Origin of the sequence: Stenotrophomonas sp. BIO128-Bstrain (assembly GCF_030128875.1) — a bacterium.
In the GTDB taxonomy this organism is placed as follows: domain Bacteria; phylum Pseudomonadota; class Gammaproteobacteria; order Xanthomonadales; family Xanthomonadaceae; genus Stenotrophomonas; species Stenotrophomonas bentonitica_A.
This window is the reverse complement of record NZ_CP124620.1, coordinates 4,050,583-4,070,894: the sequence shown is the minus strand read 5'-3', so window position 1 is coordinate 4,070,894 and position 20,312 is coordinate 4,050,583. Positions and strand designations below refer to the sequence as shown.

Sequence of the window (20,312 nt, the reverse complement as noted above, 5' to 3'; positions counted from 1 at the left end):
CCGACGCCGCGATCCGCGGCGAACGTTATCCGATGATCTTCATTTTGAGCAGGAAGTAGACCAGCACCAGCACCACGCCGCAGACAGTGGCGATGCGGGCTTGCCGTGCCCGGGACCCGGTGGCGGGCGCATTGAACGCGCGACGCCCGTCCAGGGCTGCACCGGCGAGCAGGAGCCCGAAACCGGCGGCCCCCATCAGGTCATAGCCGTTGCGGCCATAGAACACGAAATCAACGATCTTGATCAGCGTGACCACCGCCAACGCGATCAACAGCAGCTTCTTCAAAAGTGCTTTCCTCTACCTTCCCTGGAACGCGCGGGCCATAGCCCGCGCGCGATGTGTTACTTGCCCGGCTTCACGAAGCGCAGCGTCATGCGGTCGCTTTCGCCGATCGCCTGATACTTGGTTTCATCTGCCGCGTCATGCTGGTTGGTCGGCGGCAGCGTCCACACGCCGTTCGGATAATCCTTGGTGTCGCGCGGGTTGGTGTTGATCTCGCTGCTGCCGGCCAGTTCGAAACCGGCGGCCTTGGCCATCGCGATCACCTGCTGCTGGCCGACATAACCGGTCTTGTCGTCGGCCGGCACATCGGCCTTGGCGCGGTGCTCCACCACGCCGAGCACGCCGCCCGGCTTGAGCACCGAGAAGAAGCCCTTGAACATGCCTTCAGCCTGGCCGCTGCTGCGCCAGTTGTGCACGTTGCGGAAGGTCAGCACGACATCGGCCGAGTTGGCCGGACCGAACACCGGGGCCTTCGGGTCATAAGCCACCACACGGCTCTTGCCGAACACGCTGGCGCCAGCGGCGAACTTCTTTTCCAGGCCCTCGCGACTGCGCTGCTGGTAATCACGGCCACGCCCCTCCGGCACGGCCGCCGGGTCGACCACCGCGGCTACGTACTGGCCCTTGTCGTGCAGCAGCGGCGCGAGGATTTCCGAGTACCAGCCGTTGCCCGGGGTGATCTCGATGACGGTCTGGCCCGGCGCGACACCGAAGAACGACAGGGTCTGCGCTGGATGGCGGTAGGCATCGCGCTTGACGTTGGCCGGATCGCGGCGGCTGTCCTGCACGGCCTTCTGCACGGCCGGGGTGATCGCGACCTGCGCGTTCGGGCCGGCGGGCTTGATGGCCATCGCGGGCGCGGCAAGCATCAGGGTGGAGACAGTGAACAGGCAGGCACAGGTCAACGAACGGGCTTTCATCGGCGGGGCTTCCGGTAACGGGATGCGGCGAGACTAGCAGCCAAGCGTGCACAGGTGTTCACAAAGCGTTAGTGCGACGCAGCAATCCAGAACACTGTTTTGTGCCTGCTGCCGCAACGCTGTCACCACCCCGGCCGTATCCTGTGGAAACGATTCCCAGGGAGAACATCACCCATGACTGCTACGCGCGAACTCGGTCGTTCCGGCCTCCATGTCGCCCCCATCGCCTTCGGCGGCAATGTCTTCGGCTGGAGTGCGGACGAGAAGACCTCCTTCGCCCTGCTCGATGCCTTCGTCGAGGCCGGCTTCAACCTGGTCGATACCGCCGATGTCTATTCGGCGTGGGTGCCCGGTAACCAGGGCGGCGAGTCGGAAACCATCCTGGGCCGCTGGTTCAAGCACAGCGGCAAGCGCGACAAGGTGGTGCTGGCGACCAAGGTGGCCAAGTGGTCCGAACACCCGGGCCTGTCGGCCGACAACATCACCGCCGCCGTGGAGGATTCGCTGCGCCGCCTGCAGACCGACGTGATCGATCTGTACCAGGCGCACGAAGATGATGAATCCACCCCGCTCGAATCCACGCTGGCTGCTTTCGGTCGCCTGATCGAACAGGGCAAGGTGCGCGCGATCGGTGCGTCCAACTACAGCGCCGAGCGCCTGCGCGATGCCTTGAAGGTCTCGGCCGATTACAAGCTGCCCCGCTACGAGACGCTGCAGCCGGAGTACAACCTGTACGACCGCGCCGGTTATGAAGCCGGGCTGGAAGCGGTAGTGCGCGAAGCGCAGCTCGGCGTGATCAGCTACTACTCGCTGGCCAGCGGCTTCCTCAGCGGCAAGTACCGCAGTGCCGCCGATGCGGGCAAGAGCAGCGCGCGCGGCCAGAGCGTGGTGGACAAGTACGTCAATCCACGTGGCCTGCGCATCCTCGGCGCACTGGACGACGTCGCCAGCACGCATGGCGTGAGCCCGTCGCAGATCGCGATCGCCTGGTTGATCGCCCGCCCGGGCATCACCGCGCCGATCGTCAGCGCCACCAGTGTCGAGCAGTTGAACGATGTGCTGGCCGCCGCGAAGGTCGCGCTGTCGGCGCAGGAAGTGCAGCAGCTGGATGCGGCGAGCGCCGAACAGGCCTGAGCCCACCGCCATGGATGACGGACAGCCGCCGCAGGGCGGCTGTTTCCGTGTGGGGCGGGCGCTCGGTTTCCGGCCCGGCCGAGCGCCCTCGCCTTATCGGTTGGCCCGGCTGTCCTCGGCGACCAGCGCGTGGTGCAGGCTGACGCCGGCGCGCACGCCTTCGGCACTGGCCAGGCTGATGTTGCCGACCAGCGTTGCATCGCCCGCGGCATAGATGCCGGGCACGCTGGTCTGCTTGCCCGGGTCGACCTGGACCAGCACGCCGACCGGGCTGTCCTCCAGCACGCAGCCCAGCTGTTCCACCAGGGGGGTCGCCATATGCTGGCGCGCGGTGACGAACAGCGCGCGCAGTTCAACCCGGCGGCCATCGGCGAGCACGGCAGCGCTCAGCGCCGGTGCCTCCCCTTCGAGACCGATCACCGCCTCGTGCTCGATGCCGACCCCGCGGTGCTGCAGGGCGGCGAGTTCCTCCGGTGCCATTGTCATGCCGTGCGCGAACAGGGTGACGTTGCCCCAGTCCGCGAGCAACGCGGCCATCGTGGCGGATTTCTCATGCCCGCCCAGCAGGCCGATCGCGCCGCCGCCGATTTCATAGCCATGGCAGTACGGGCAGTGCACCACGCTGTGGCCCCAGCGCTCGGCCAGGCCGGGCAGTTCGGGCAGTTCATCGGCGATGCCGGTGGCCAGCAGCAGCTTGCGCGTGGCCCAGGTGTCACCGTTGGCGGTGCCGACCACGAAACCATCCACGGTCGTCTGGGCCGTGCTGACCGTATCGTTGACCCAGCGCACCGTCGGGTAGTCCAACAGCTGCGCCTTGGCGTTGCGCAGCAGCTCGGCGCCGGCGATGCCATCCTGGCCCAGCACGCCCTGGGAATGGGCGGCGAAGCGGTTGCGCGGCAGGCCGCTGTCGATCACCAGGATCTCGCGGCGCGCACGCGCCAGGATCAGGGCCGCGGACAGGCCGGCGAAACTGCCGCCGACGACAATCGCATCAAACGTCATGGGGAACTCCTGCAGCGTGGTGGGCCAGGTGGCGGGCGAATTCTTCGCCCAGCGTGGCCAGGGTGGTGTCACGCAGGCGGGCCTCGAGCAGCGCCTGGGCCTGGCGGTAACTGTCGTCCAGCGCCTCGTTGACCACGCGCTGCACCGGGCAGCCGCGCCCGGTCTCGCGCGCACCGGTGTGCAGCAGGGGGGGCGCACCGATGGCGACATACACGTCGTGCAGGGTGATCTGCGCCGGTGCCCGCGCCAGTTGGCTGCCGCCGCCGTGGCCCCGCACCGTGGTCACCAGACCGCCCTTGTGCAGGGCGGACAGCAGGCGACGGATGACCACGGGGTGGGTGGGCAGGCAGGTCGCGAGCTGCTCGGAGGTGCGCGGGCCGTCCTGGCCGACCAGATGGGCCATCACATGCAGCGCGTCGGAAAACTGGTTACTGGATTTCATGTAACTACAATAGTTACATATCGCTAGCGCGTCCAGTCCTGTTTTGTTCCATATGCGAGCAAATTTCATCTACACGCCATCGTCACAACGTTTAATGGAACGGTAACCGTGATTGGCGTCGCACTTCAGGCCTTCTCCGGCAGACCGATACCGCATCGCCCTTCCTTACTTTTGATCTCTCATGACGTCCTCCGCACCGGCGCGTCCACGCGCCCTGAGTCTTCAATTCAAACTGCTGGGCGCGCTGTCGCTCGGCCTGGTCATCATCGTGCTGGCGGCCCTGGCCGGGCTGGGGTCGGCCTGGCGGAACCTGTCGGCCGAGGTGCCGGTCGAGGTCGCCCGCAAAGCGCAGGCCGAGCTGCTGCAGCGCGAGTTCCGGCTGCAGGTGCAGGAGTGGAAGAACGTGTTGATCCGCGGCGCCGATGAAGCGCTGCGCGAGCGCCACCTGGCGGCGTTCGATGCGGAAGGACGCCGCATTGAAGCCCTGGCCAGCACGCTGGCGACCAGCCGCGATGAACAGACACGCACGCTGGCCAACCGGTTCCTGGCCGAGCACCGCGCATTGGAGGACCGCTACCGCGGCGCGCTGGAGGCGTTCGCGGCCAGTGGCTATGACACCCAGGCCGGCGACGCGCTGGTGCGCGGCGCCGACCGCGCCGTGGGCGCCACGCTGGATGCCCTGGCGGCGCGCGCCAGCGAACGGGCCGAGTACGAGACCAGTGCAACCTCCGAGCGCGCACGCGCCGCGCTGGTCGCCTCGGCCATGGTCACGGCGCTGGCGGCGCTGGTGCTGCTGGCCGTGCTCACCCTGTGGCTGCGGCGCGCGGTGATCGCCCCGGTGGTCGCGGTCGAAGCCGCGGCCCGCGCGGTGGCGCGCGGCGATCTGGAGCATGTGGTGGTGGTGCGCAGCGGCGATGAGATCGGTCGCCTTGGCACCGCGATGCGCGAGGTTACCCAGACCCTGAAGGGCGTGCTGGCCGCGCAGGCGACGATGGCCCAGCGCCACGACGCCGGTGAAATCAGCTACCGCATGGACGCCACGGCATTCCCGGGCGGCTATGGGCAGATGGTCCGCGACACCAACACCCTGGTCGCCAACCACATCCAGGTGAAGCTGCGGGCGATCGAGATCATGGGCCACTACGCGGTCGGTGATCTGTCGGTGGACATGGAACGCCTGCCCGGCGAGAAGGCGGTGATCACCCAGGCGCTGGATACCGCCAAGGCCAACCTCGGTGCGATCAATGCCGAGATCAAACGATTGGCGGCGGCAGCGGCCGTGGGCGATTTCAGCCAGCGCGGCGATGAGGCACGCTACCAGCACGACTTCGGCGAGATGGTCGGCGGCCTCAACCGCCTGATGCAGACCACCGAGCAGGATCTGGGCGAAGTGTCGCGCGTGCTGCAGGCGATCGCCGGAGGTGATCTGAGCGCGCGCATGCACGGCGACTTCCACGGGGTGTTCGCGCGCATGCGAGATGACATGGCGCGTACCACCGGTCAGCTGACCACCATCGTTGGCGACATCAAGCACGCCGCGCAGTCGATCCAGACCGCCGCCGGCGAGATCGCCGCGGGCAACAGCGACCTGTCGCGCCGCACCGAACAGCAGGCCGCCAACCTGGAAGAAACCGCCGCCTCGATGGAGGAACTCACCTCCACCGTGCGCCAGAACGCCGAGCATGCGCGCCAGGCCAACCAGCTTTCGATCAACGCCGCCTCGGTCGCTTCGCAAGGCGGTGAGGTGGTCGGCCAGGTGGTCACCACGATGGGGGCGATCCAGGCCTCGTCGCGGCAGATCGCCGAGATCATCACCGTCATCGACGGCATCGCGTTCCAGACGAACATCCTTGCGCTCAACGCTGCGGTGGAAGCGGCGCGCGCCGGCGAGCAGGGCCGCGGCTTTGCGGTGGTCGCCAGCGAAGTGCGCACGCTGGCGCAGCGCTCGGCCAGCGCGGCCAAGGAGATCAAGGGGCTGATCGATCAATCCGTCACCGATGTCGACAGCGGCGCCGCACTGGTGCAGCAGGCCGGGCAGACCATGGGCGAGATCGTCGGCAGTGTGCAGCGCGTCACCGACATCATGGCCGACATCGCAGCCGCCTCGCAGGAACAGTCCGCCGGGATCGAGCAGGTCAACCAGACCGTGGTGCAGATGGACGAGACCACGCAGCAGAACGCAGCGCTGGTGGAAGAAGCTTCGGCGGCGGCGCGCAGCATGGAAGACCAGGCGCTGGCCCTGAACGCGGCGGTGGATGTGTTCGTGCTGGATGCCGGGCGCGGTGCGATGGGCGGATTGGCGCGGGCGGCGTAATGCAGCCGTCGTGCCGGCCGCTGGCCGGCAACCGCACGCAGTGGGCGTCGCGGGGGAGCCGGCCAGCGGCCGGCACTACCGGACGTAGGGCGTGCCGACCATGGCCTGCGCCAGGTGATCGAGGAAGAAGCTGATCCGCGCCGAGACCGCCGTGTTGCGGTAGTACACGGCGTGGATCGGCTGGCGGACCTCCACGGTGATATCCGGCAGCACCTGCACCAGGGCGCCGGCCTCGCGGTCGCGGTGGGTCATGAAATCAGACAGGCTGACGATCCCGACCCCTTCCAGCGCCAGCCGGCGCAGCGTTTCGCCGCTGGAGACCGCCACCGCCGGGCGCACGTGCAGCAGCGCGTCGGTCGCCCCGGGCAGCGGCCAGTGATTGAGCGAGTCAGGCTCGTTGAAGCCGAGCAGGGTGTGCCCCGCCAGCGCCGCCACGTCGCGCGGGGTACCGTGCTGCGCCAGATATGCCGGGCTGGCCATCACGCGCAGCCGGCTGTGGGCCAGCGGCCGCGCGTGCAGGGTGGAATCGGCCAGCGGCCCGATCCGGATCGCCACATCGGTGCGCCGCTCCAGCAGATCGATGTAGCGCTCGCTGCTGTTGAGCTCCAGCGCCACCTCGGGATAGCGCGCGCGGTAGCTGGCCACCAGCGGGGCGATCACGTGCAGGACGAACGGCATCGCCGCATCCACGCGCAGGCGCCCGGCCGGTCGCTCACGGCGTGCGGCGATCTGCTCTTCGGCCGCCTCCACCGAGGCCACGATCGCGCGTGCCTGGGCCAGGAAAGCGTCGCCCTCCTCGGTCAGCTGAAGGCGACGGGTCGTCCGCGTGAGCAGGGTGGTGCCGAGCTTTTCTTCCAGCCGGCCCAGCGCGCGGCTGACCCCGGAGGTGGTCTGGCCCAGCTGTTCGGCGGCAGCGGTGATCGACCCGCTGTCGATCACGGCGATGAAGGCCTGCATTTCATCAAGGGTGGTTTTCATGGCGGTGACACGGCGGGAGACCGCCCATTATTGACCATGAAGCAACAGTGATTGGCGTGAAGGCCGCTTTTTCCGCAAGAGTGCGGCGCGCAGACTGCGCAGCCTCACTTCCCACCGGTATCCGTCCATGTCCCGTGGTATCCCTTTGGCCTTGTTGGCGCTGACGCTGGGTGCGTACGCCATCGGCACGACTGAATTCGTCATCGTCGGCCTGATTCCGACGATCGCCGCCGACCTCGGCGTCACCCTGCCCTCGGCCGGCCTGCTGGTGTCGCTGTACGCACTGGGCGTGGCGGTCGGTGCCCCGGTCCTCACCGCGCTGACCGGCCGGGTGCCGCGCAAGACCCTGCTGGTCGCGCTGATGCTGCTGTTCACGCTCGGCAACGTGATCGCCTGGATGGCGCCGGGCTATGGCTCGCTGATCGTCGCGCGCGTGCTCACCGGCCTGGCGCACGGCGTGTTCTTCTCGATCGGCTCGATCATCGCCACCTCGGTCGTGCCCAAGGAGAAAGCGGCCAGCGCGATCGCGATCATGTTCACCGGCCTCACCGTGGCCCTGGTCACCGGCGTGCCGCTGGGCACCTTCATCGGCCAGCACCTGGGCTGGCGTGCGACCTTCCTCGCGGTGGCCGCGCTGGGCGTGATCGCGCTGATCGGCAGCCTGCTGTTCGTGCCACGCAACCTGCAGCGCAGCGCGCCGGCGACCTTCGGCCAGCAGCTGTCGGTGCTGGCGCAGCCGCGCCTGCTGCTGGTGTATGCGATCACCGCGCTCGGCTACGGCGGCACCTTCCTGTCGTTCACCTACCTGGCGTCGATCCTGCAGGACGTCACCGGTTTCTCGGCCAATGCGGTCAGCGGCGTGCTGCTGGTCTATGGCGTGTCGGTGGCGATCGGCAACCTGTGGGGCGGCCGCCTGGCCGACCGCCGCGGTCCGATCCCGGCACTGAAGCTGATCTTCGCCCTGCTGGCGGCCGTGCTGTTCGTGCTTACCTTCACCGCCTACAACACCTGGCTGGTGCTGCTGACCGTGCTGGCGCTGGGCGCGGTGGCGTTCGGCAACGTGCCGGGGCTGCAGGTGTATGTGGTCAAACAGGCACAGCGTTTCGCTCCGCAGGCCGCCGATGTGGCCTCGGGCCTGAACATCGCCGCCTTCAACGTCGGCATCGCGCTCGGTGCTTCACTGGGTGGCCTGGTGGTCGATCACTTCGGCCTGATGCACACCCCGTGGCTGGGCGCGCTGGTGGTGATGGGCGCCTTCGGCCTGACCGCGTTGAGCGGCCGCCTGGACCGCCGCGATGGGGTGGCCGACCGCGCCGAAGGCATCGCCGTGAGTGCGCATTGAGGGATTCCGGTCGCGGACCCGTGACAGCAGCCGACCAACGGTCGGCTCCACCTGACAGACGACCAACGATTCGTTCCATGCAACCACAGCCGACCCACGGTCGGCTCTACCGTCGCTTTACGGTGCACGGCGTAGCCTGCACCTCACCCCATGAAGGAGTTTCCATGAGCATTCCCGCATTCGGTCTCGGCACGTTCCGCCTGAAAGGCCAGACCGTCATCGATTCGGTGCGCAACGCGCTGGACGTCGGCTACCGCGCCATCGATACCGCGCAGATCTACGAGAACGAGGCCGAGGTCGGCCAGGCCATCGCCGAATCCGGCGTGGCCCGCGATGAGCTGTTCATCACCACCAAGATCTGGATCGCCAACTTCCACCACGACGCGCTGCTGGACAGCCTGCGCGAGAGCCTGCGCAAGCTGCGCACCGACCATGTCGAGCTGACCCTGATCCACTGGCCCTCGCCGAAGGATGCCGTGCCGATGGCCGAGTATCTGGGTGCATTGGCCGAGGCGAAGTCGCAGGGCCTGACCCGGCAGATCGGCATCTCCAACTTCACCGTCGCCCAGACCCGCCAGGCCATCGAGATCCTGGGGGCCGGGGCGATTGCCACCAACCAGATCGAAGTCCACCCGTACCTGCAGAACCGCGCGTTGATCGCGTTCCTGAAGGACCAGGGCATCCATGTCACCGCGTACATGAGCCTGGCCTACGGCGAAGTACTCAAGGACCCGGTCATCCAGGCCATCGCCGAGCGTCACCAGGCCACCCCGGCCCAGGTCGCGCTGGCGTGGGCGTTGCAGCAGGGCTTTGCGGTGATTCCGTCCTCGACCAAGCGCGACAACCTGGCCGGCAACCTGCTCGCGGCCGACCTGCGTTTGAGCAATGAGGACATGGCGCAGATCGCCACGCTGGATCGCGGGCATCGCCTGGCCAATCCGGAAGCGATCGCGCCAGCCTGGGATTGATCGGCAGGGTCCGAGGGTTGGTCGGGCGTGGGTGGGTGCGTGCCGACCAACGGTCGGCACCTACCGGAAGAGCCAGCGCCCGATCAACGACGTGCGCATCATCGGGAAGCGCCGGCCGCTGGCCGGTATCACCGCAACCAGTCCCGCATTGCGGCGCTGACCTCGTCCGGCTTCTCCATCGGGGCCAGATGCCCGCAGTCGGGCAGCACCACCAGGTGCGAGTGCGGCACCAGCGCATGCATCTCCTCGCTGATCGCCAGCGGGGTGATGCGGTCGTTCGCACCACACACGACCAACAGTGGATCGCGGTACCCGGCCAGCACGTCGTGGCCATCCACCCGATCCAGGGCGCTCTGGCGCAGGAACACCTCCGCACCCAGCCGCGCGGTCATGTCGCGTACGCGCTGCACCAGCACATCGTCATCCAGCCGCGAGGCGTCGATGTAGCTGCGCATCAACGTATCGCCGAAGCCGTGGAATTTTCCGGGCAGGCGCACGCTGGCCTGCTGGGTCTGGCGTTGCCTGGCACGCTCGGGCGAGTCGGCATGGATAGAGGTATCGATCAGGGCCAGCCGCAGAACGCGTTCCGGCGCGGTGCGCAGGATCGCCTGCGCCACGAACCCACCCAGCGAGAAACCGGCCAGCGCGAAACGCGCCGGTGCCTGGGCCAGCACGTCATCGACCACCGCCTGCATCGTCTCACCACGGGTCTGGTCGCCGACGATGCAGTCGGCGATATCGGACAGGTCGGCGATCTGCGCGCGCCAGAGTTCAGCGTCGTTGAGCAGGCCGGGGAGCAGCAGCAGGGGGAGGCGATCGGTCATGCCGTATTGTCGCTCCGCCAACGTGCACACGTCGTACCGCGATCGGCTCAGTGCGTTGCAGGATCGGGCGCCTGCGGCACCTGCACGTCCTGCACAGGCAGGGTCACCACCATCACCGTGGAATCGTCCGGGTCCAATCGCGTCTTGAAGCCCAGACTCTGGCACATCGCCAGCATGGTGCTGTTTTCGCGCAGCACCTGGCCTTCAATGATGTTCAGGCCGAGCCACTGGGCATACTCGATCATGATCGCCATCAGCCGCCAGCCGATGCCGTGGCCCTTGAGGTCGGAGCGGATCAGGATGCCGTACTCGCCACGATCGTAGTCCGCATCGGCGTGCAGCCGCACCGCGCCGAGCATGTCGCCGCTGCGCGGGTCGATCGCCACCAGCGCGATGGAGCGCGCGTAGTCGAGCTGGGTCAGGCGTGCGATGAACTCGTGGCTGAAATGCTTCACCGACTGGAAGAAGCGCAGGCGCAGGTCGTCGTCGGTCACGCGGGCGAAGAACGCGCGGAACAGCGCGTCGTCCTCGGGGCGGACCGGGCGTACGAACGCCGGCGCGCCGTCGGACAGGGTGATGGTGCGCTCCCACTCCTTCGGGTAGGGGAACACCGCGAAGCGCGGGTGGCCGCGGCCCTTGTGCAGTTTGCGCGAGGGTTCGATCGCCACGCGCGCATCGAGTGCGATCACGCCGTCGCGGTCAGCCAGCAGCGGATTGATGTCGAGCGTGCGGATCTCGGGAATGTCGGCGGCAAGCTGGGCAAGCTTGACCAGGATCAGCGCGACTGCACGTTCGTCGGCGGCCGGGACATCGCGGTACGCCTTGAGGATGCGTGAGACCCGCGTGCGGCCGATCAGTTCATGCGACAGGCGCAGGTCCAGCGGCGGCAGGGCGATCGCCTTGTCGTCGATCACTTCGACCGCGGTGCCGCCGCGACCGAACACGATCACCGGGCCGAACGTCGGGTCATCGGCGATGCCGGCAATCAGCTCGCGCGCCTTGGGCCGCACGATGGTCGGCTGCACCAGCACGCCATCGATGCGCGCATCGGGTCGCTTCTCGTGCGCGCGCGCGATGATCGAGGTGGCCGCCGCATGCACCGACTGCAGGGTGCTGAGGTTCAAGCGCACCCCGTCCACATCGGACTTGTGCGGAATGTCGGCCGAGAACACCTTGATCGCGACCGTGGCGCCCTGCTCCAGCAGCGGCTGGGCCAGGTCCATCGCCTCGTGCGCATCACGCGCCTGCATCACCGGCGCGGACGGAATGCCGTAGGCGCTGAGCAGCTGGTGAGTGGCGATCGGGTCCAGCCACTGCTGGCCGGCGGCGAGTGCCGCCTCCACCAGCGCGCGGGCGCCGGCGGTATCGACCACGAAATCCTCGGGCAGGCTGGGCGGGGTTTCCATCAACGCGGCCTGCGCGTCGCGGTAGCGCACCAGATGCTGGAAGCCGCGCACGGCCTCGGCTTCGGTCGGGTAGGTCGGTACGCGCGCGGCATTGAGCGTGGCGGTGGCGCGGTCGTCGTTGCCCAGCCACACCGCGAACACCGGCTTGTCGCGGTGATGGCGCGGGCGCAGGCCCAGCGTGCGGGTCAGCGCCTGCGCGGCATCGGCCGAGGAGGTGAACGCGGTCGGCACGTTGACCACCAGGACCGCGTCGTTCTCGGTATCGGACATCAGCGCTTCGATCGCCGCAGCGTAGCGGTCGCCGTCGGCATCGACCACGATGTCGACCGGATTGCTGCGCGACCAGCCCTGCGGCAGCGCCGCATCGAGCTGGGCGACGGTGGCCGGCGACAGCTCGGCCAGGCTGCCGCGCAGGGCCAGCAGCTGATCCACCGCCAGCCGCCCTACCCCACCGCCGTTGCTCAGGATCGCCAGCCGGCGCCCGGGGAAGGTGCCGAGCCGGCCCAGCGTTTCGGCCGCGGTGAACAGTTCGTCCAGCGCGCTGACGCGCAGCAGGCCGGCGCGGTTGAACGCCGCGCCATACACCGCATCGGCACTGGCCAGCGCCTGTACGTGGGTATCGGCATCGGGATTGATGCGGATATGACGGCCGGACTTGACCACCACCACCGGCTTGGCACGCGCCGCGGCACGCGCGGCCGACATGAACTTGCGCGCGTCACGGATGTGCTCGACGTAGAGCAGGATCGCGCGGGTGCGGTAATCGGTGGCGAAGTAGTCGAGCAGATCGCCGAAGTCGACATCCAGGGTGTCACCCAGCGAGACCACGGCGGAAAAACCGACCGAGCGTGCCACGCCCCACTCCACCAGGGCCGCGGCGATCGCGCTGGATTCGGAGATCAGGGCCAGATCGCCGGCCTGCGGGAAATGCGCGGCGATGCTGGCGTTCAAGCGCGCGTGCGGGGCGATCACGCCCAGGCAGTGCGGACCGAGTATGCGCAGGCCCTTGGGCCGTGCCGCCGCTTCCACCTGTGCGGCCAGCGAGCCCGGGCCTTCGCCCAGGTTGGCAGTGAGGATGATCGCCGCGCTGACGCCGCGCTCGGCGGCGGTGGCCACCACCTGCGGCACGATGCTGGCCGGGGCGGTGATCACCACCAGCTCGGGCACCCAATCCAGGTCCTTGAGCCGCTTCACGGTGCGGATCCCGTCGATCTCGCTGTACCGCGGGTTGATCCAGGCGACCTTGCCGGGGAAGCCGGTGCCGCGCAGGTTGCGCATCACCGCCCGGCCGGCGGAACGTTCACGCGGGCTGCCGCCGATCACGGCGACCGACTGCGGGCGGAAGACGGCTTGCAGGTGGTAGGTGCTCATGCGACCAGACAGTAACAGGGACGGGGGTGGTTATTAACCACCCCCGTCCCTGTTAAAGCAGGGTGCCGCGCAGGATCATCGCGGCGATGCTGAAGTAGATGACCAGGCCGGTGACGTCCACCAGCGTGGCCACGAACGGGGCCGAGGCGCTGGCCGGGTCGAAGCCCAGGCGCTTGAGGATGAAGGGCAGCATCGAGCCGGACAGCGAGCCGAAGGTGACGATACCGACCAGGGCCGCGCCGATGGTCAGTGCCAGCAGCTGCCAATGGTCGCCGTAGTCATGCAGGCCCAGCAGCTGCCAGGAGACGATGCGGATGATCGCCAGCACGCCCAGGATCGCGCCCAGGGTGATGCCGGTCGGCACCTCGCGCAGGGCCACCTTCCACCAGTCGCGCAGGCGCAGCTCGCGCAGGGCCAGGCTGCGGATCAGCAGCGAGGTCGCCTGCGAGCCGGAGTTGCCGCCCGAGCTCATGATCAGCGGAATGAACAGCGTCAGCACCACCGCGCGCGCCAGCTCGTCTTCGTAGTGCTGCATCGCGCTGGCGGTCAGCATCTCGCCCAGGAACAGCACGCTCAGCCAGCCGGCACGCTTGCGCAGCATCTCGAAGAAGCCGATCTGCATGTACGGCTTTTCCAGTGCTTCCATGCCGCCGAACTTGTGCACGTCCTCGGTGGATTCTTCGATCAGGGCATCGAGGATGTCGTCCACCGTGACGATGCCCAGCACATGGTGCTGCGCATCCACCACCGGGATCGCGAGCAGGTCGTGGCGGCGGATCAGCTGCGCGACTTCTTCCTGGTCCAGCTGCACATCCACCGTCACCGGCGGATTGACCTGGGCGACGTCGAGGATGGGCTCCTCGGGCAGCCCGGTGATCAACCGGCGCATGGTGACGACCTGCACCAGCGCACGGGTATGCGGGTCCAGCACGTAGATCGCGTAGACGGTCTCGCGGGTGCGCTCCACCTCGCGGATGTGCTGCAGGGTGCGGCCCACCGTCCAGTCCGAGGGCACGCTGACGAACTCGGTGGTCATCAGGGCGCCGGCGGTGTGGGCCGGGTAGCTGAGCAGCTGCTGGATCGCCTTGCGGGCCTCGGGGCTGAGCAGCGGGATCAGGCGCGCGCGCTCGTCCTCGTCCAGCTCGTGGACGATGTCGGTGGCGCGGTCATCGGCCATCAGGCCGAGCAGGGCGGCGGCGCGGGCGACCGGCATGGCCGCCACCAGATCGCCACCGCGGTTGAGCTCGGGCTGCTCGAGCATCTTCACCGCGCGCGGCAACGGCAGCGCGGCCAGCGTATCGGCGGCGCGCGACAGGCTCAGCGTGTTGAGGAATTCCACCGCATCGGCGGTGTTGAAATTATCGAGGGGTGCGCTCAAGGAGGCGGCATCGGCCACCGGGCGCAGCAGGTCTTTCTGGTTCATCGTATTCGCCTGTGGGGATCGCATTGCGCGACGCCAACGCTGGCGAACCGACCCGTGTCAGGCGGTCGCCATCGCTGGCGTCGAGCAAGGTCGACTTCTACTGTCGCTGGACATGGGTTGGGGACTCCGGATGGGTTTACTGCCGACGGCGGACGCCAGCAGCGGCGGGCAGTCTGGACCCGGGTGTGACGCAGGTCAACCCTTGGGGAGCGCGCCGTTCGGGTAACAGTGGCCTTCGGCCGGCATCGCGGCCGCATAATGGCGCGTGGCCCCGGCCACGGGCCCCGGCTGCCCCGGGGAGGCTTTCCACCCGCACGGCACACGATCCCATGAGCAGGTTCTCCCATGCATAGCGGCGCGCTCGAGCTGGCCCTGGTGCTGCTGCTGGCCGCGGTGATCGCGGTGCCGGTGTTCAAGAAGCTCGGCCTGGGCGCGGTGCTCGGCTACCTCGCCGCCGGCGTGGTGCTCGGCCCCGATGGGCTGGGCTTCGTGCAGGACGCCGACCGCATCCTCAGCGCCGCCGAGATCGGCGTGGTGATGCTGCTGTTCGTGATCGGGCTGGAGTTGTCCCCCGCCCGCCTGAAGGTGATGCGCCGCTCGGTGTTCGGGGCCGGCGCGCTGCAGGTGGCGCTCAGCGCCCTCGTGCTCGGCAGCCTGCTGATGCTCGATCATTTCCAGTGGAAGAGTGCGTTGATCGTCGGCATCGCGCTGGCGCTGTCCTCCACGGCGGTCGGTCTGCAGCTGCTGTCCGAGCACAAGGCGATCAACAGCGATTACGGGCGGCTCGGGTTTGCGATCCTGCTGTTCCAGGACCTGATCGCGATCCCATTGCTGGCCGCGATTCCGCTGCTGGGCGGTGCGCGCAACGACACCCTGCAGTGGAACGACGTGGCGATCGCGATCGGCGCGCTGGCGGTGGTGATCCTGTGCGGCCGGCCGGTGCTGCGCCGGTTGTTCAACATCATCGCGCGTACACGCAGCCCCGAAGTATTCACCGCCACTGCGCTGCTGGTGGTGCTGGGCACCGCGTGGTTCATGCAGGAGGCCGGCCTGAGCCCCAGCCTCGGCGCGTTCCTGGCCGGCGTGCTGTTGTCCGATTCGGAATTCCGGCACGAACTGGAATCGCAGATCGAGCCGTTCAAGGGCCTGCTGCTCGGCCTGTTCTTCATCGCAGTGGGCATGGGCATCGACCTGGACCGCATCATCGCCGAGCCGATGATGATCGCCGCCGGCGTGGCGATCCTGCTGGTGGTGAAGTTCGGCCTCCTGTTCGGGATCGGCAAGCTGGCCAAGCTGCGTACCCGCCATGCGGTACTGCTGGGCAGCGTGCTGTGGCTGGGCGGCGAGTTCGCCTTCGTGGTGTTCAACGAGGCGCAGCGCGCGCATCTGCTGGGCAGCGCCAACCATGATCGGCTGGTGGCGATCGTGGGTCTGTCGATGGCGATCACACCGCTGCTGATGATCGTCCTGATCCGCCTGCTGGGTCGCGACGAGGGACCCAAGGCCCCCGTCCAGCCCGCTGACAAGGTCGACATCGACGATGTACAGCCGCAGGTGATGATCGCCGGCATGGGCCGCTTCGGCCAGGTGGTGGCGCGCCTGCTGACCGCGCAGAAGATTCCCTTCGTGGCGCTGGAGTCGAACCCGGACACGGTCTCGGACCTGCGCCGGTTCGGCAACAAACTCTATTACGGCGACCCGACCCGACCGGAGATGCTGCGCGCCGCAGGTGGCGAACACATCCGCGTGTACGTGGTCACGCTGGATGATCCGGACGCCAACATGCGGGCCACGCGGCTGATCCGGCGCATGTATCCGGATGCGGTGGTGCTGGTGCGCGCACGCAACCGCCAGCATGCGTGGCGGCTGATGGACATGTCCGCCGAGCCGTTCCGCGAGGTGTTTGGCACCAGCCTGGAACTGAGCGAACGGATGCTGATCGCGCTGGGCATGTCGGTGGAGACCGCACGCAGCCATGTGCAGCGCTTCCGCGAGCACGACGAAAAACTCCTGCGCGATCAGTACCTGGTCTACGACGACGAAGCGGCGGTGATCCAGACCTCGCGCGATGCGCGTGCGGACCTGATGCATCTGTTCGAGGCGGATGCGGAGAGTGATGGGAAGGGCGCGGACGACCGTCCGCAGCATTGATGAACCTGCGGATGCACCGTCGCGTGCATCATTGATCCGCTGCCGGCCAGCGGCCGGCACTACCCACCGCGGAGTCAGCCGTTATCGCGCAGGAACCGGGCCATCGAGGAGACGCCCGGCACCAGCGGTTCGAATTCGCCAGCGACGTCGATGAAGCCGCGCATCACCGCGATCTCGCGCGGGCTGCGGTTGAGCGCGTCGCGTACATCCGGATCGGCACCGGCACGCAGCAGGCGCTGCACCAGCAGCGGCAGGCCGTGCAGCGCCGCCAGATGCAGCGGACCGAAGCCACGCGGATCACGCACGTCCAGCGAGACCTCTTCGTCCAGCAGACGCTCCACCGCAGCGAGCACGATCTGCTCGTCGCAGGCGGTGCCCGGCTCGGCGCGTGCGCCGAGCAGCAGCAGCAACGGCGTGACCGAGCCGGCGGCGGCCTGGTCCGGTTCGGCACCGGCCAGCAGCAGGGTGTCGAGCAGGGCGAGCAGACGCGCACGGTCCCGCGCACTGAAGCCGTACAGCGCCGCGCAGTGCAGCGGACCCAGTTGCTGGGCATCGCCGGCGTGCACGTTGGCACCGGCGGTGAGCAGGCGCGAGACGATGTCCGGCAGGCCCAGTGCGGAGGCCAGCATCAGCACGGTGACGCCGCCCGGCAGGCGGTATTCGAGTTCGGCACCGGCATCGAGCAGCGCCGAGACGATATCCACCTGGCGCATGCTGACTGCCGCCGAGAGCGGCGTGGCGCCACTGGCGGCGGCATGCTGCGGGTTGGCACCGCGGGTCAGCAGCAGATCCACCACGGCCAGGTGACCGCCACCAGCGGCGCGCAGCAGCGCAGTGCAGCCCTGGGCGTCGACGGCATCGACCCCGAACCCCAGGTCGATCAGGCGACGCACGGCATCGGCATCGCCGGCCATCGCAGCGGCCGGCAGGTCACCGTCGCGCAGCGCGCGGCGCGGCAACGGCCACACCCGCCAGTCCAGCCAGTCGGCGAGGTCGCGGCGGCCGATCGACAGTGCCACGCCCAGCGGGGTCTGGCCGTCGGCGGCGCGGGCTTCGGGTGAGGCGCCCTGTTGCACCAGCAGTTTGATCGAGCCTTCGCGCGCGAGCGCCGTGGCCAGATGCAGGGCGGTCATGCCATGGCTGTCGCGCGCTTCGCGGTCCACGCCCAGCGTCAGCAGGGCCTGCTGCAGGCGCAGCCAGCCCAGGCGGACGGCCAGCGAGAGCGGCGGGTCGCCCGCCGGCGACGGCGCGAACGGGTCGGCGCCGCGTTCCAGCAGTTCGAGTGCAAGTTGCTCCAGGCCACGCGAGGCGTGGTCATGCTGGGCGCAGGCGCTCAGCAGGCGCGCCAGGCCACCGCGACCGGCCGGGGACAGGCCGCGGCGCAGCAGCACCTGCAGGGCCGGCACCGCATCGATGCCGCGCGCCAGCAGCGCGAACATCGGGGTATCTCCGCAGGCATCGAGCACTTCCGGGGCCGCACCATGTGCCAGCAGCCAGTCCAGCGCCTGCGGGTCCAGAGCCAGTTCGGCATCGTGCAGCAGCGCACCGAGTTCTTCGGGCGCGCACAGGCGGGCCAGGGCCGCCATGCCCTCGACGTTGCCGAAGCTCAGTGCTTCGCGCAGCAGTTCCAGCGGCGGGCGGTCCGGCAGCGACGCAGGAGCCGCATCGCTGTCACCGGACATCACCAGCCCATCGCTGACCGCCGAGGGCAGCGGATAGGACGGATCCAGCAGCGACACGATGGCCCAGCGCCCGGCACCGGCGGCGATGTCCACCGCGCGTCGGCCCTGCGGATCGGCTACGTCGGCGGCGATGCCCAGGTCGCGCAGGCGGCGCACCAGCAGCGGCGAGACGTTGTCGGCCATGCAGGCCAGCAGCACGGCGTTGCGGCCTTCGCCATCCACCGCATTGAGGTCGGGATGGTGCGGCAGCAGGTGTTCGACCACGCCGGCCCGGCCACCGCGCGCGGCCTCCAACCACGGCGTGCGCGCCAGTGCATCGCGTGCTTCCAGGTTGGCGCCGGCGGCCAGCAGCACGTCGATGATGTCGACATGGCCGGCCAGCGCAGCTTCGTGCAGCGCACTGCGGCGCTGGCGGTCGCGCGCATCGGCGCGGGCCTTGTGCTTGAGCAGCAGCTGCACACCGGCCGGGTCGTCTTCTTCAGTCCCGGCCGCGGCCAGCAGCACGGGCGTGCCCTCGGCCGGCTCGGTCTTGGCCCCGCGTTCGAGCAGGAACTTGGCCAGCCGCCAGTTGCCGACCTGGCAGGCCACGGCCAGCGGCGACCAGCCGTCATCATTGAGCGCGTCCACTTCCGCGGCGGCATCGCGCAGCAGCGCGGCGACACCGGGATCGGAACTGCGCGCCGCGTGATGCAGCGGCGTGTTGCCCTCGCTGTCCACCGCGCGCGGGTCGGCGCCATTGGCGAGCAGGGTCATCACCGCCTCGGGGCGACCGTGCCAACTGTCGCGGGTAGCGGCCAGCAGCGGGGTCATGCCACGGTGCGGGGCATTGACGCCCACGCCGCGCGCGATCAGTTCGCGCAGCAGGCGCAGGTCGGGCAGCACCGCGGCCAGCACGGCCAGGCTGCGCTGGTCGCGCCAGGCCGGATCGGGCAGCCCGTGCGGGTCGGCGCCGGCCTGCAGCAACTGCAGGGCACGGTCGACCCGGCCGCTGCGCGCCGCGTCGTACAGCGCCGGCTGCTGTTCGTGCAGGCTGATCGATTCCAGCGGTTTGGGCTCGGCGTACGCGTCGGCGAACAGATCATCGCGGTCACCGCGGGTCTCTGCCGGTACCGGTGCGCTCAGGGTCGATGCGGGGGCAATCGCCTGCAGCAGCACGTGCGCCAGCGGGGACAGCAGTACCACTGCAGCGGCGATCGGCCAGTGCAGCGCCGCCGAAACCAGGCCCGGCCACGCCGGCAGCACCACCAGCGCGCACACCAGCACCACCAGCGCAGCAACGGCCAGCCCGCGCCAGGCGGTCAGGTCGCGTCCGGCCAGGGTCTGCCAGTGACGGGCCAGGCTGCCTTCGCTGCGTTCCACGTCATTCCACAGCGGCCAGGTCCGCCAGACCCCGAGCAGCGCGGCGCTGACTGCCACGCTCACGCCGAGCACGGCGGCCAGGCTGCCGCTGTCGTGCAGGGCACTCAGCGGCCAGGCCACCAGCAGGGTCAGCAGCAGCGGGCCCAGCCCCCACAGCGCCAGCAGCGCAGGCGCATCCTGACGGACCACCTGCGGCAGCGGCTGCAGCGAGCGGGTGCGGCGCCACCACGAGACCGCCAGCGCGAACGCCGGCTGGGCCAATGCGGCGCACACGGCACCGGGCAAGCCGCCGATGGCCGCAGCCAGAGCCAGCAGCGCACCGAGGGCGGCAGCAGATGCGACGGCGCGGGGGCGTTGGGATTCAATCATTGCGTCGCGGGAACCTGACCGGCGCCAACGGAGGCGGCGGCAACTGCAGATGGAATCCACGCTCGGTCAGGTTCTGGCGCACTTGTGCGGCATCGACCTGGGCGAGGCGACGGTCGGGAGTCAGGGCCACTTCGAGAACGAACTGGAACGGCGCCAGCGAGGCCTTTACCGCGTCAGGGATGACCGAGAAGTCATCACGAACGGCGAGATAGACGAAGCTGTCCTGCTTGCGTTGGCTTTTATAGACGTAGGCTTGCATGCCGCAGGGCGTTGCCCAGGGTAGTGAATGACAATGATTGTGGAGGAAAGCCGGCACAGGTGAAAGCCACGTGCACTGTCTACTG

At 68.8% G+C, this 20,312-nt stretch carries 15 protein-coding genes; 5 read left to right on the top strand and 10 right to left on the bottom strand.

Features of this window, described 5'->3' with window-relative positions; translation table 11 throughout:
- Positions 1–25: 25 nt before the first annotated feature.
- Positions 26–286: a hypothetical protein gene (locus tag POS15_RS18495; protein WP_019185466.1), complete on the bottom strand. Its 261-nt coding sequence runs from the start codon at positions 284–286 to the stop codon at positions 26–28.
- Positions 287–342: 56 nt separating this feature from the next.
- Positions 343–1,152: a methyltransferase gene (locus POS15_RS18490; protein ID WP_237740346.1), complete on the bottom strand. Its 810-nt coding sequence runs from the start codon at positions 1,150–1,152 to the stop codon at positions 343–345.
- A gap of 225 nt (positions 1,153–1,377) precedes the next feature.
- On the opposite strand from POS15_RS18490, the gene POS15_RS18485 reads away from it, so the two are divergent.
- The gene (locus tag POS15_RS18485; protein WP_019185468.1) at positions 1,378–2,337 is read left to right on the top strand and encodes an aldo/keto reductase; all 960 of its coding nucleotides are present in this window, start codon (positions 1,378–1,380) and stop codon (positions 2,335–2,337) included.
- 93 nt (positions 2,338–2,430) lie between these two features.
- Here POS15_RS18485 and POS15_RS18480 read toward each other — a convergent pair whose 3' ends face one another.
- Both POS15_RS18480 and POS15_RS18475 read right to left on the bottom strand, forming a co-directional pair.
- Positions 2,431–3,339 carry an NAD(P)/FAD-dependent oxidoreductase gene (locus tag POS15_RS18480; protein ID WP_284128626.1) on the bottom strand — a complete coding sequence of 303 codons (909 nt, stop codon included), beginning with the start codon at positions 3,337–3,339 and terminating at the stop codon, positions 2,431–2,433.
- Complete coding sequence (locus POS15_RS18475; RefSeq protein WP_019185470.1) at positions 3,329–3,781, bottom strand: Rrf2 family transcriptional regulator; 453 nt, start codon at positions 3,779–3,781, stop codon at positions 3,329–3,331. Before POS15_RS18475 ends, POS15_RS18480 begins: the two co-directional genes overlap by 11 nt.
- Positions 3,782–3,962: 181 nt before the next feature.
- On the opposite strand from POS15_RS18475, the gene POS15_RS18470 reads away from it, so the two are divergent.
- Positions 3,963–6,095 carry a methyl-accepting chemotaxis protein gene (locus POS15_RS18470; protein WP_019185471.1) on the top strand — a complete coding sequence of 711 codons (2,133 nt, stop codon included), beginning with the start codon at positions 3,963–3,965 and terminating at the stop codon, positions 6,093–6,095.
- Positions 6,096–6,170: 75 nt separating this feature from the next.
- On the opposite strand, the gene POS15_RS18465 is transcribed toward POS15_RS18470, so the two are convergent.
- Positions 6,171–7,073, bottom strand: coding sequence for a LysR family transcriptional regulator (locus POS15_RS18465; RefSeq protein ID WP_284128625.1), 903 nt, complete (start codon positions 7,071–7,073; stop codon positions 6,171–6,173).
- Positions 7,074–7,200: 127 nt separating this feature from the next.
- Between POS15_RS18465 and POS15_RS18460 the strand changes: the two genes are divergently transcribed.
- Together POS15_RS18460 and dkgB are read left to right on the top strand one after the other, a co-directional pair.
- Positions 7,201–8,415: an MFS transporter gene (locus POS15_RS18460; RefSeq protein WP_026070142.1), complete on the top strand. Its 1,215-nt coding sequence runs from the start codon at positions 7,201–7,203 to the stop codon at positions 8,413–8,415.
- A 164-nt stretch (positions 8,416–8,579) separates the two neighbouring features.
- A complete protein-coding gene (gene dkgB, locus POS15_RS18455; RefSeq protein WP_019185474.1) occupies positions 8,580–9,383 on the top strand; it encodes a 2,5-didehydrogluconate reductase DkgB in 804 nt (267 codons plus the stop codon).
- A 128-nt stretch (positions 9,384–9,511) separates the two neighbouring features.
- Here dkgB and POS15_RS18450 read toward each other — a convergent pair whose 3' ends face one another.
- The 3 genes from POS15_RS18450 to mgtE are packed head-to-tail and all read right to left on the bottom strand — an operon-like array spanning position 9,512 to position 14,407.
- Positions 9,512–10,207 carry an alpha/beta hydrolase gene (locus POS15_RS18450; protein WP_019185475.1) on the bottom strand — a complete coding sequence of 232 codons (696 nt, stop codon included), beginning with the start codon at positions 10,205–10,207 and terminating at the stop codon, positions 9,512–9,514.
- A 47-nt stretch (positions 10,208–10,254) separates the two neighbouring features.
- Entirely contained in the window at positions 10,255–12,984 is a 2,730-nt protein-coding gene (locus POS15_RS18445; RefSeq protein ID WP_046272616.1) for a bifunctional acetate--CoA ligase family protein/GNAT family N-acetyltransferase, read from the bottom strand.
- Between the two features lie 52 nt (positions 12,985–13,036).
- Positions 13,037–14,407, bottom strand: a complete 1,371-nt coding sequence (mgtE, locus tag POS15_RS18440) for a magnesium transporter (protein ID WP_019185477.1) — start codon at positions 14,405–14,407, stop codon at positions 13,037–13,039.
- Positions 14,408–14,752: 345 nt separating this feature from the next.
- On the opposite strand from mgtE, the gene POS15_RS18435 reads away from it, so the two are divergent.
- Positions 14,753–16,558: a monovalent cation:proton antiporter-2 (CPA2) family protein gene (locus POS15_RS18435; RefSeq protein WP_019185478.1), complete on the top strand. Its 1,806-nt coding sequence runs from the start codon at positions 14,753–14,755 to the stop codon at positions 16,556–16,558.
- Positions 16,559–16,632: 74 nt separating this feature from the next.
- Here the strand turns inward: POS15_RS18435 and POS15_RS18430 are convergent, their stop codons facing one another.
- Entirely contained in the window at positions 16,633–19,968 is a 3,336-nt protein-coding gene (locus POS15_RS18430) for an ankyrin repeat domain-containing protein (RefSeq protein WP_019185479.1), read from the bottom strand.
- Complete coding sequence (locus POS15_RS18425) at positions 19,961–20,227, bottom strand: YcgL domain-containing protein (protein WP_019185480.1); 267 nt, start codon at positions 20,225–20,227, stop codon at positions 19,961–19,963. The genes POS15_RS18430 and POS15_RS18425 overlap by 8 nt, the downstream gene beginning before the upstream one ends.
- Positions 20,228–20,312 lie beyond the last annotated feature (85 nt).

Excerpts from the sequence above, each read along its gene's own strand:
- POS15_RS18490 (WP_237740346.1), bottom strand. The coding sequence starts at position 1,152 with ATGCTTGCCGCGCCCGCGATGGCCATCAAGCCCGCCGGCCCGAACGCG.
- POS15_RS18485 (WP_019185468.1), top strand. The coding sequence starts at position 1,378 with ATGACTGCTACGCGCGAACTCGGTCGTTCCGGCCTCCATGTCGCCCCC.
- POS15_RS18480 (WP_284128626.1), bottom strand. The coding sequence starts at position 3,339 with ATGACGTTTGATGCGATTGTCGTCGGCGGCAGTTTCGCCGGCCTGTCC.
- POS15_RS18475 (WP_019185470.1), bottom strand. The coding sequence starts at position 3,781 with ATGAAATCCAGTAACCAGTTTTCCGACGCGCTGCATGTGATGGCCCAT.
- POS15_RS18470 (WP_019185471.1), top strand. The coding sequence starts at position 3,963 with ATGACGTCCTCCGCACCGGCGCGTCCACGCGCCCTGAGTCTTCAATTC.
- POS15_RS18465 (WP_284128625.1), bottom strand. The coding sequence starts at position 7,073 with ATGAAAACCACCCTTGATGAAATGCAGGCCTTCATCGCCGTGATCGAC.
- POS15_RS18460 (WP_026070142.1), top strand. The coding sequence starts at position 7,201 with ATGTCCCGTGGTATCCCTTTGGCCTTGTTGGCGCTGACGCTGGGTGCG.
- dkgB (WP_019185474.1), top strand. The coding sequence starts at position 8,580 with ATGAGCATTCCCGCATTCGGTCTCGGCACGTTCCGCCTGAAAGGCCAG.
- POS15_RS18450 (WP_019185475.1), bottom strand. The coding sequence starts at position 10,207 with ATGACCGATCGCCTCCCCCTGCTGCTGCTCCCCGGCCTGCTCAACGAC.
- POS15_RS18445 (WP_046272616.1), bottom strand. The coding sequence starts at position 12,984 with ATGAGCACCTACCACCTGCAAGCCGTCTTCCGCCCGCAGTCGGTCGCC.
- mgtE (WP_019185477.1), bottom strand. The coding sequence starts at position 14,407 with ATGAACCAGAAAGACCTGCTGCGCCCGGTGGCCGATGCCGCCTCCTTG.
- POS15_RS18435 (WP_019185478.1), top strand. The coding sequence starts at position 14,753 with ATGCATAGCGGCGCGCTCGAGCTGGCCCTGGTGCTGCTGCTGGCCGCG.
- POS15_RS18430 (WP_019185479.1), bottom strand. The coding sequence starts at position 19,968 with ATGATTGAATCCCAACGCCCCCGCGCCGTCGCATCTGCTGCCGCCCTC.
- POS15_RS18425 (WP_019185480.1), bottom strand. The coding sequence starts at position 20,227 with ATGCAAGCCTACGTCTATAAAAGCCAACGCAAGCAGGACAGCTTCGTC.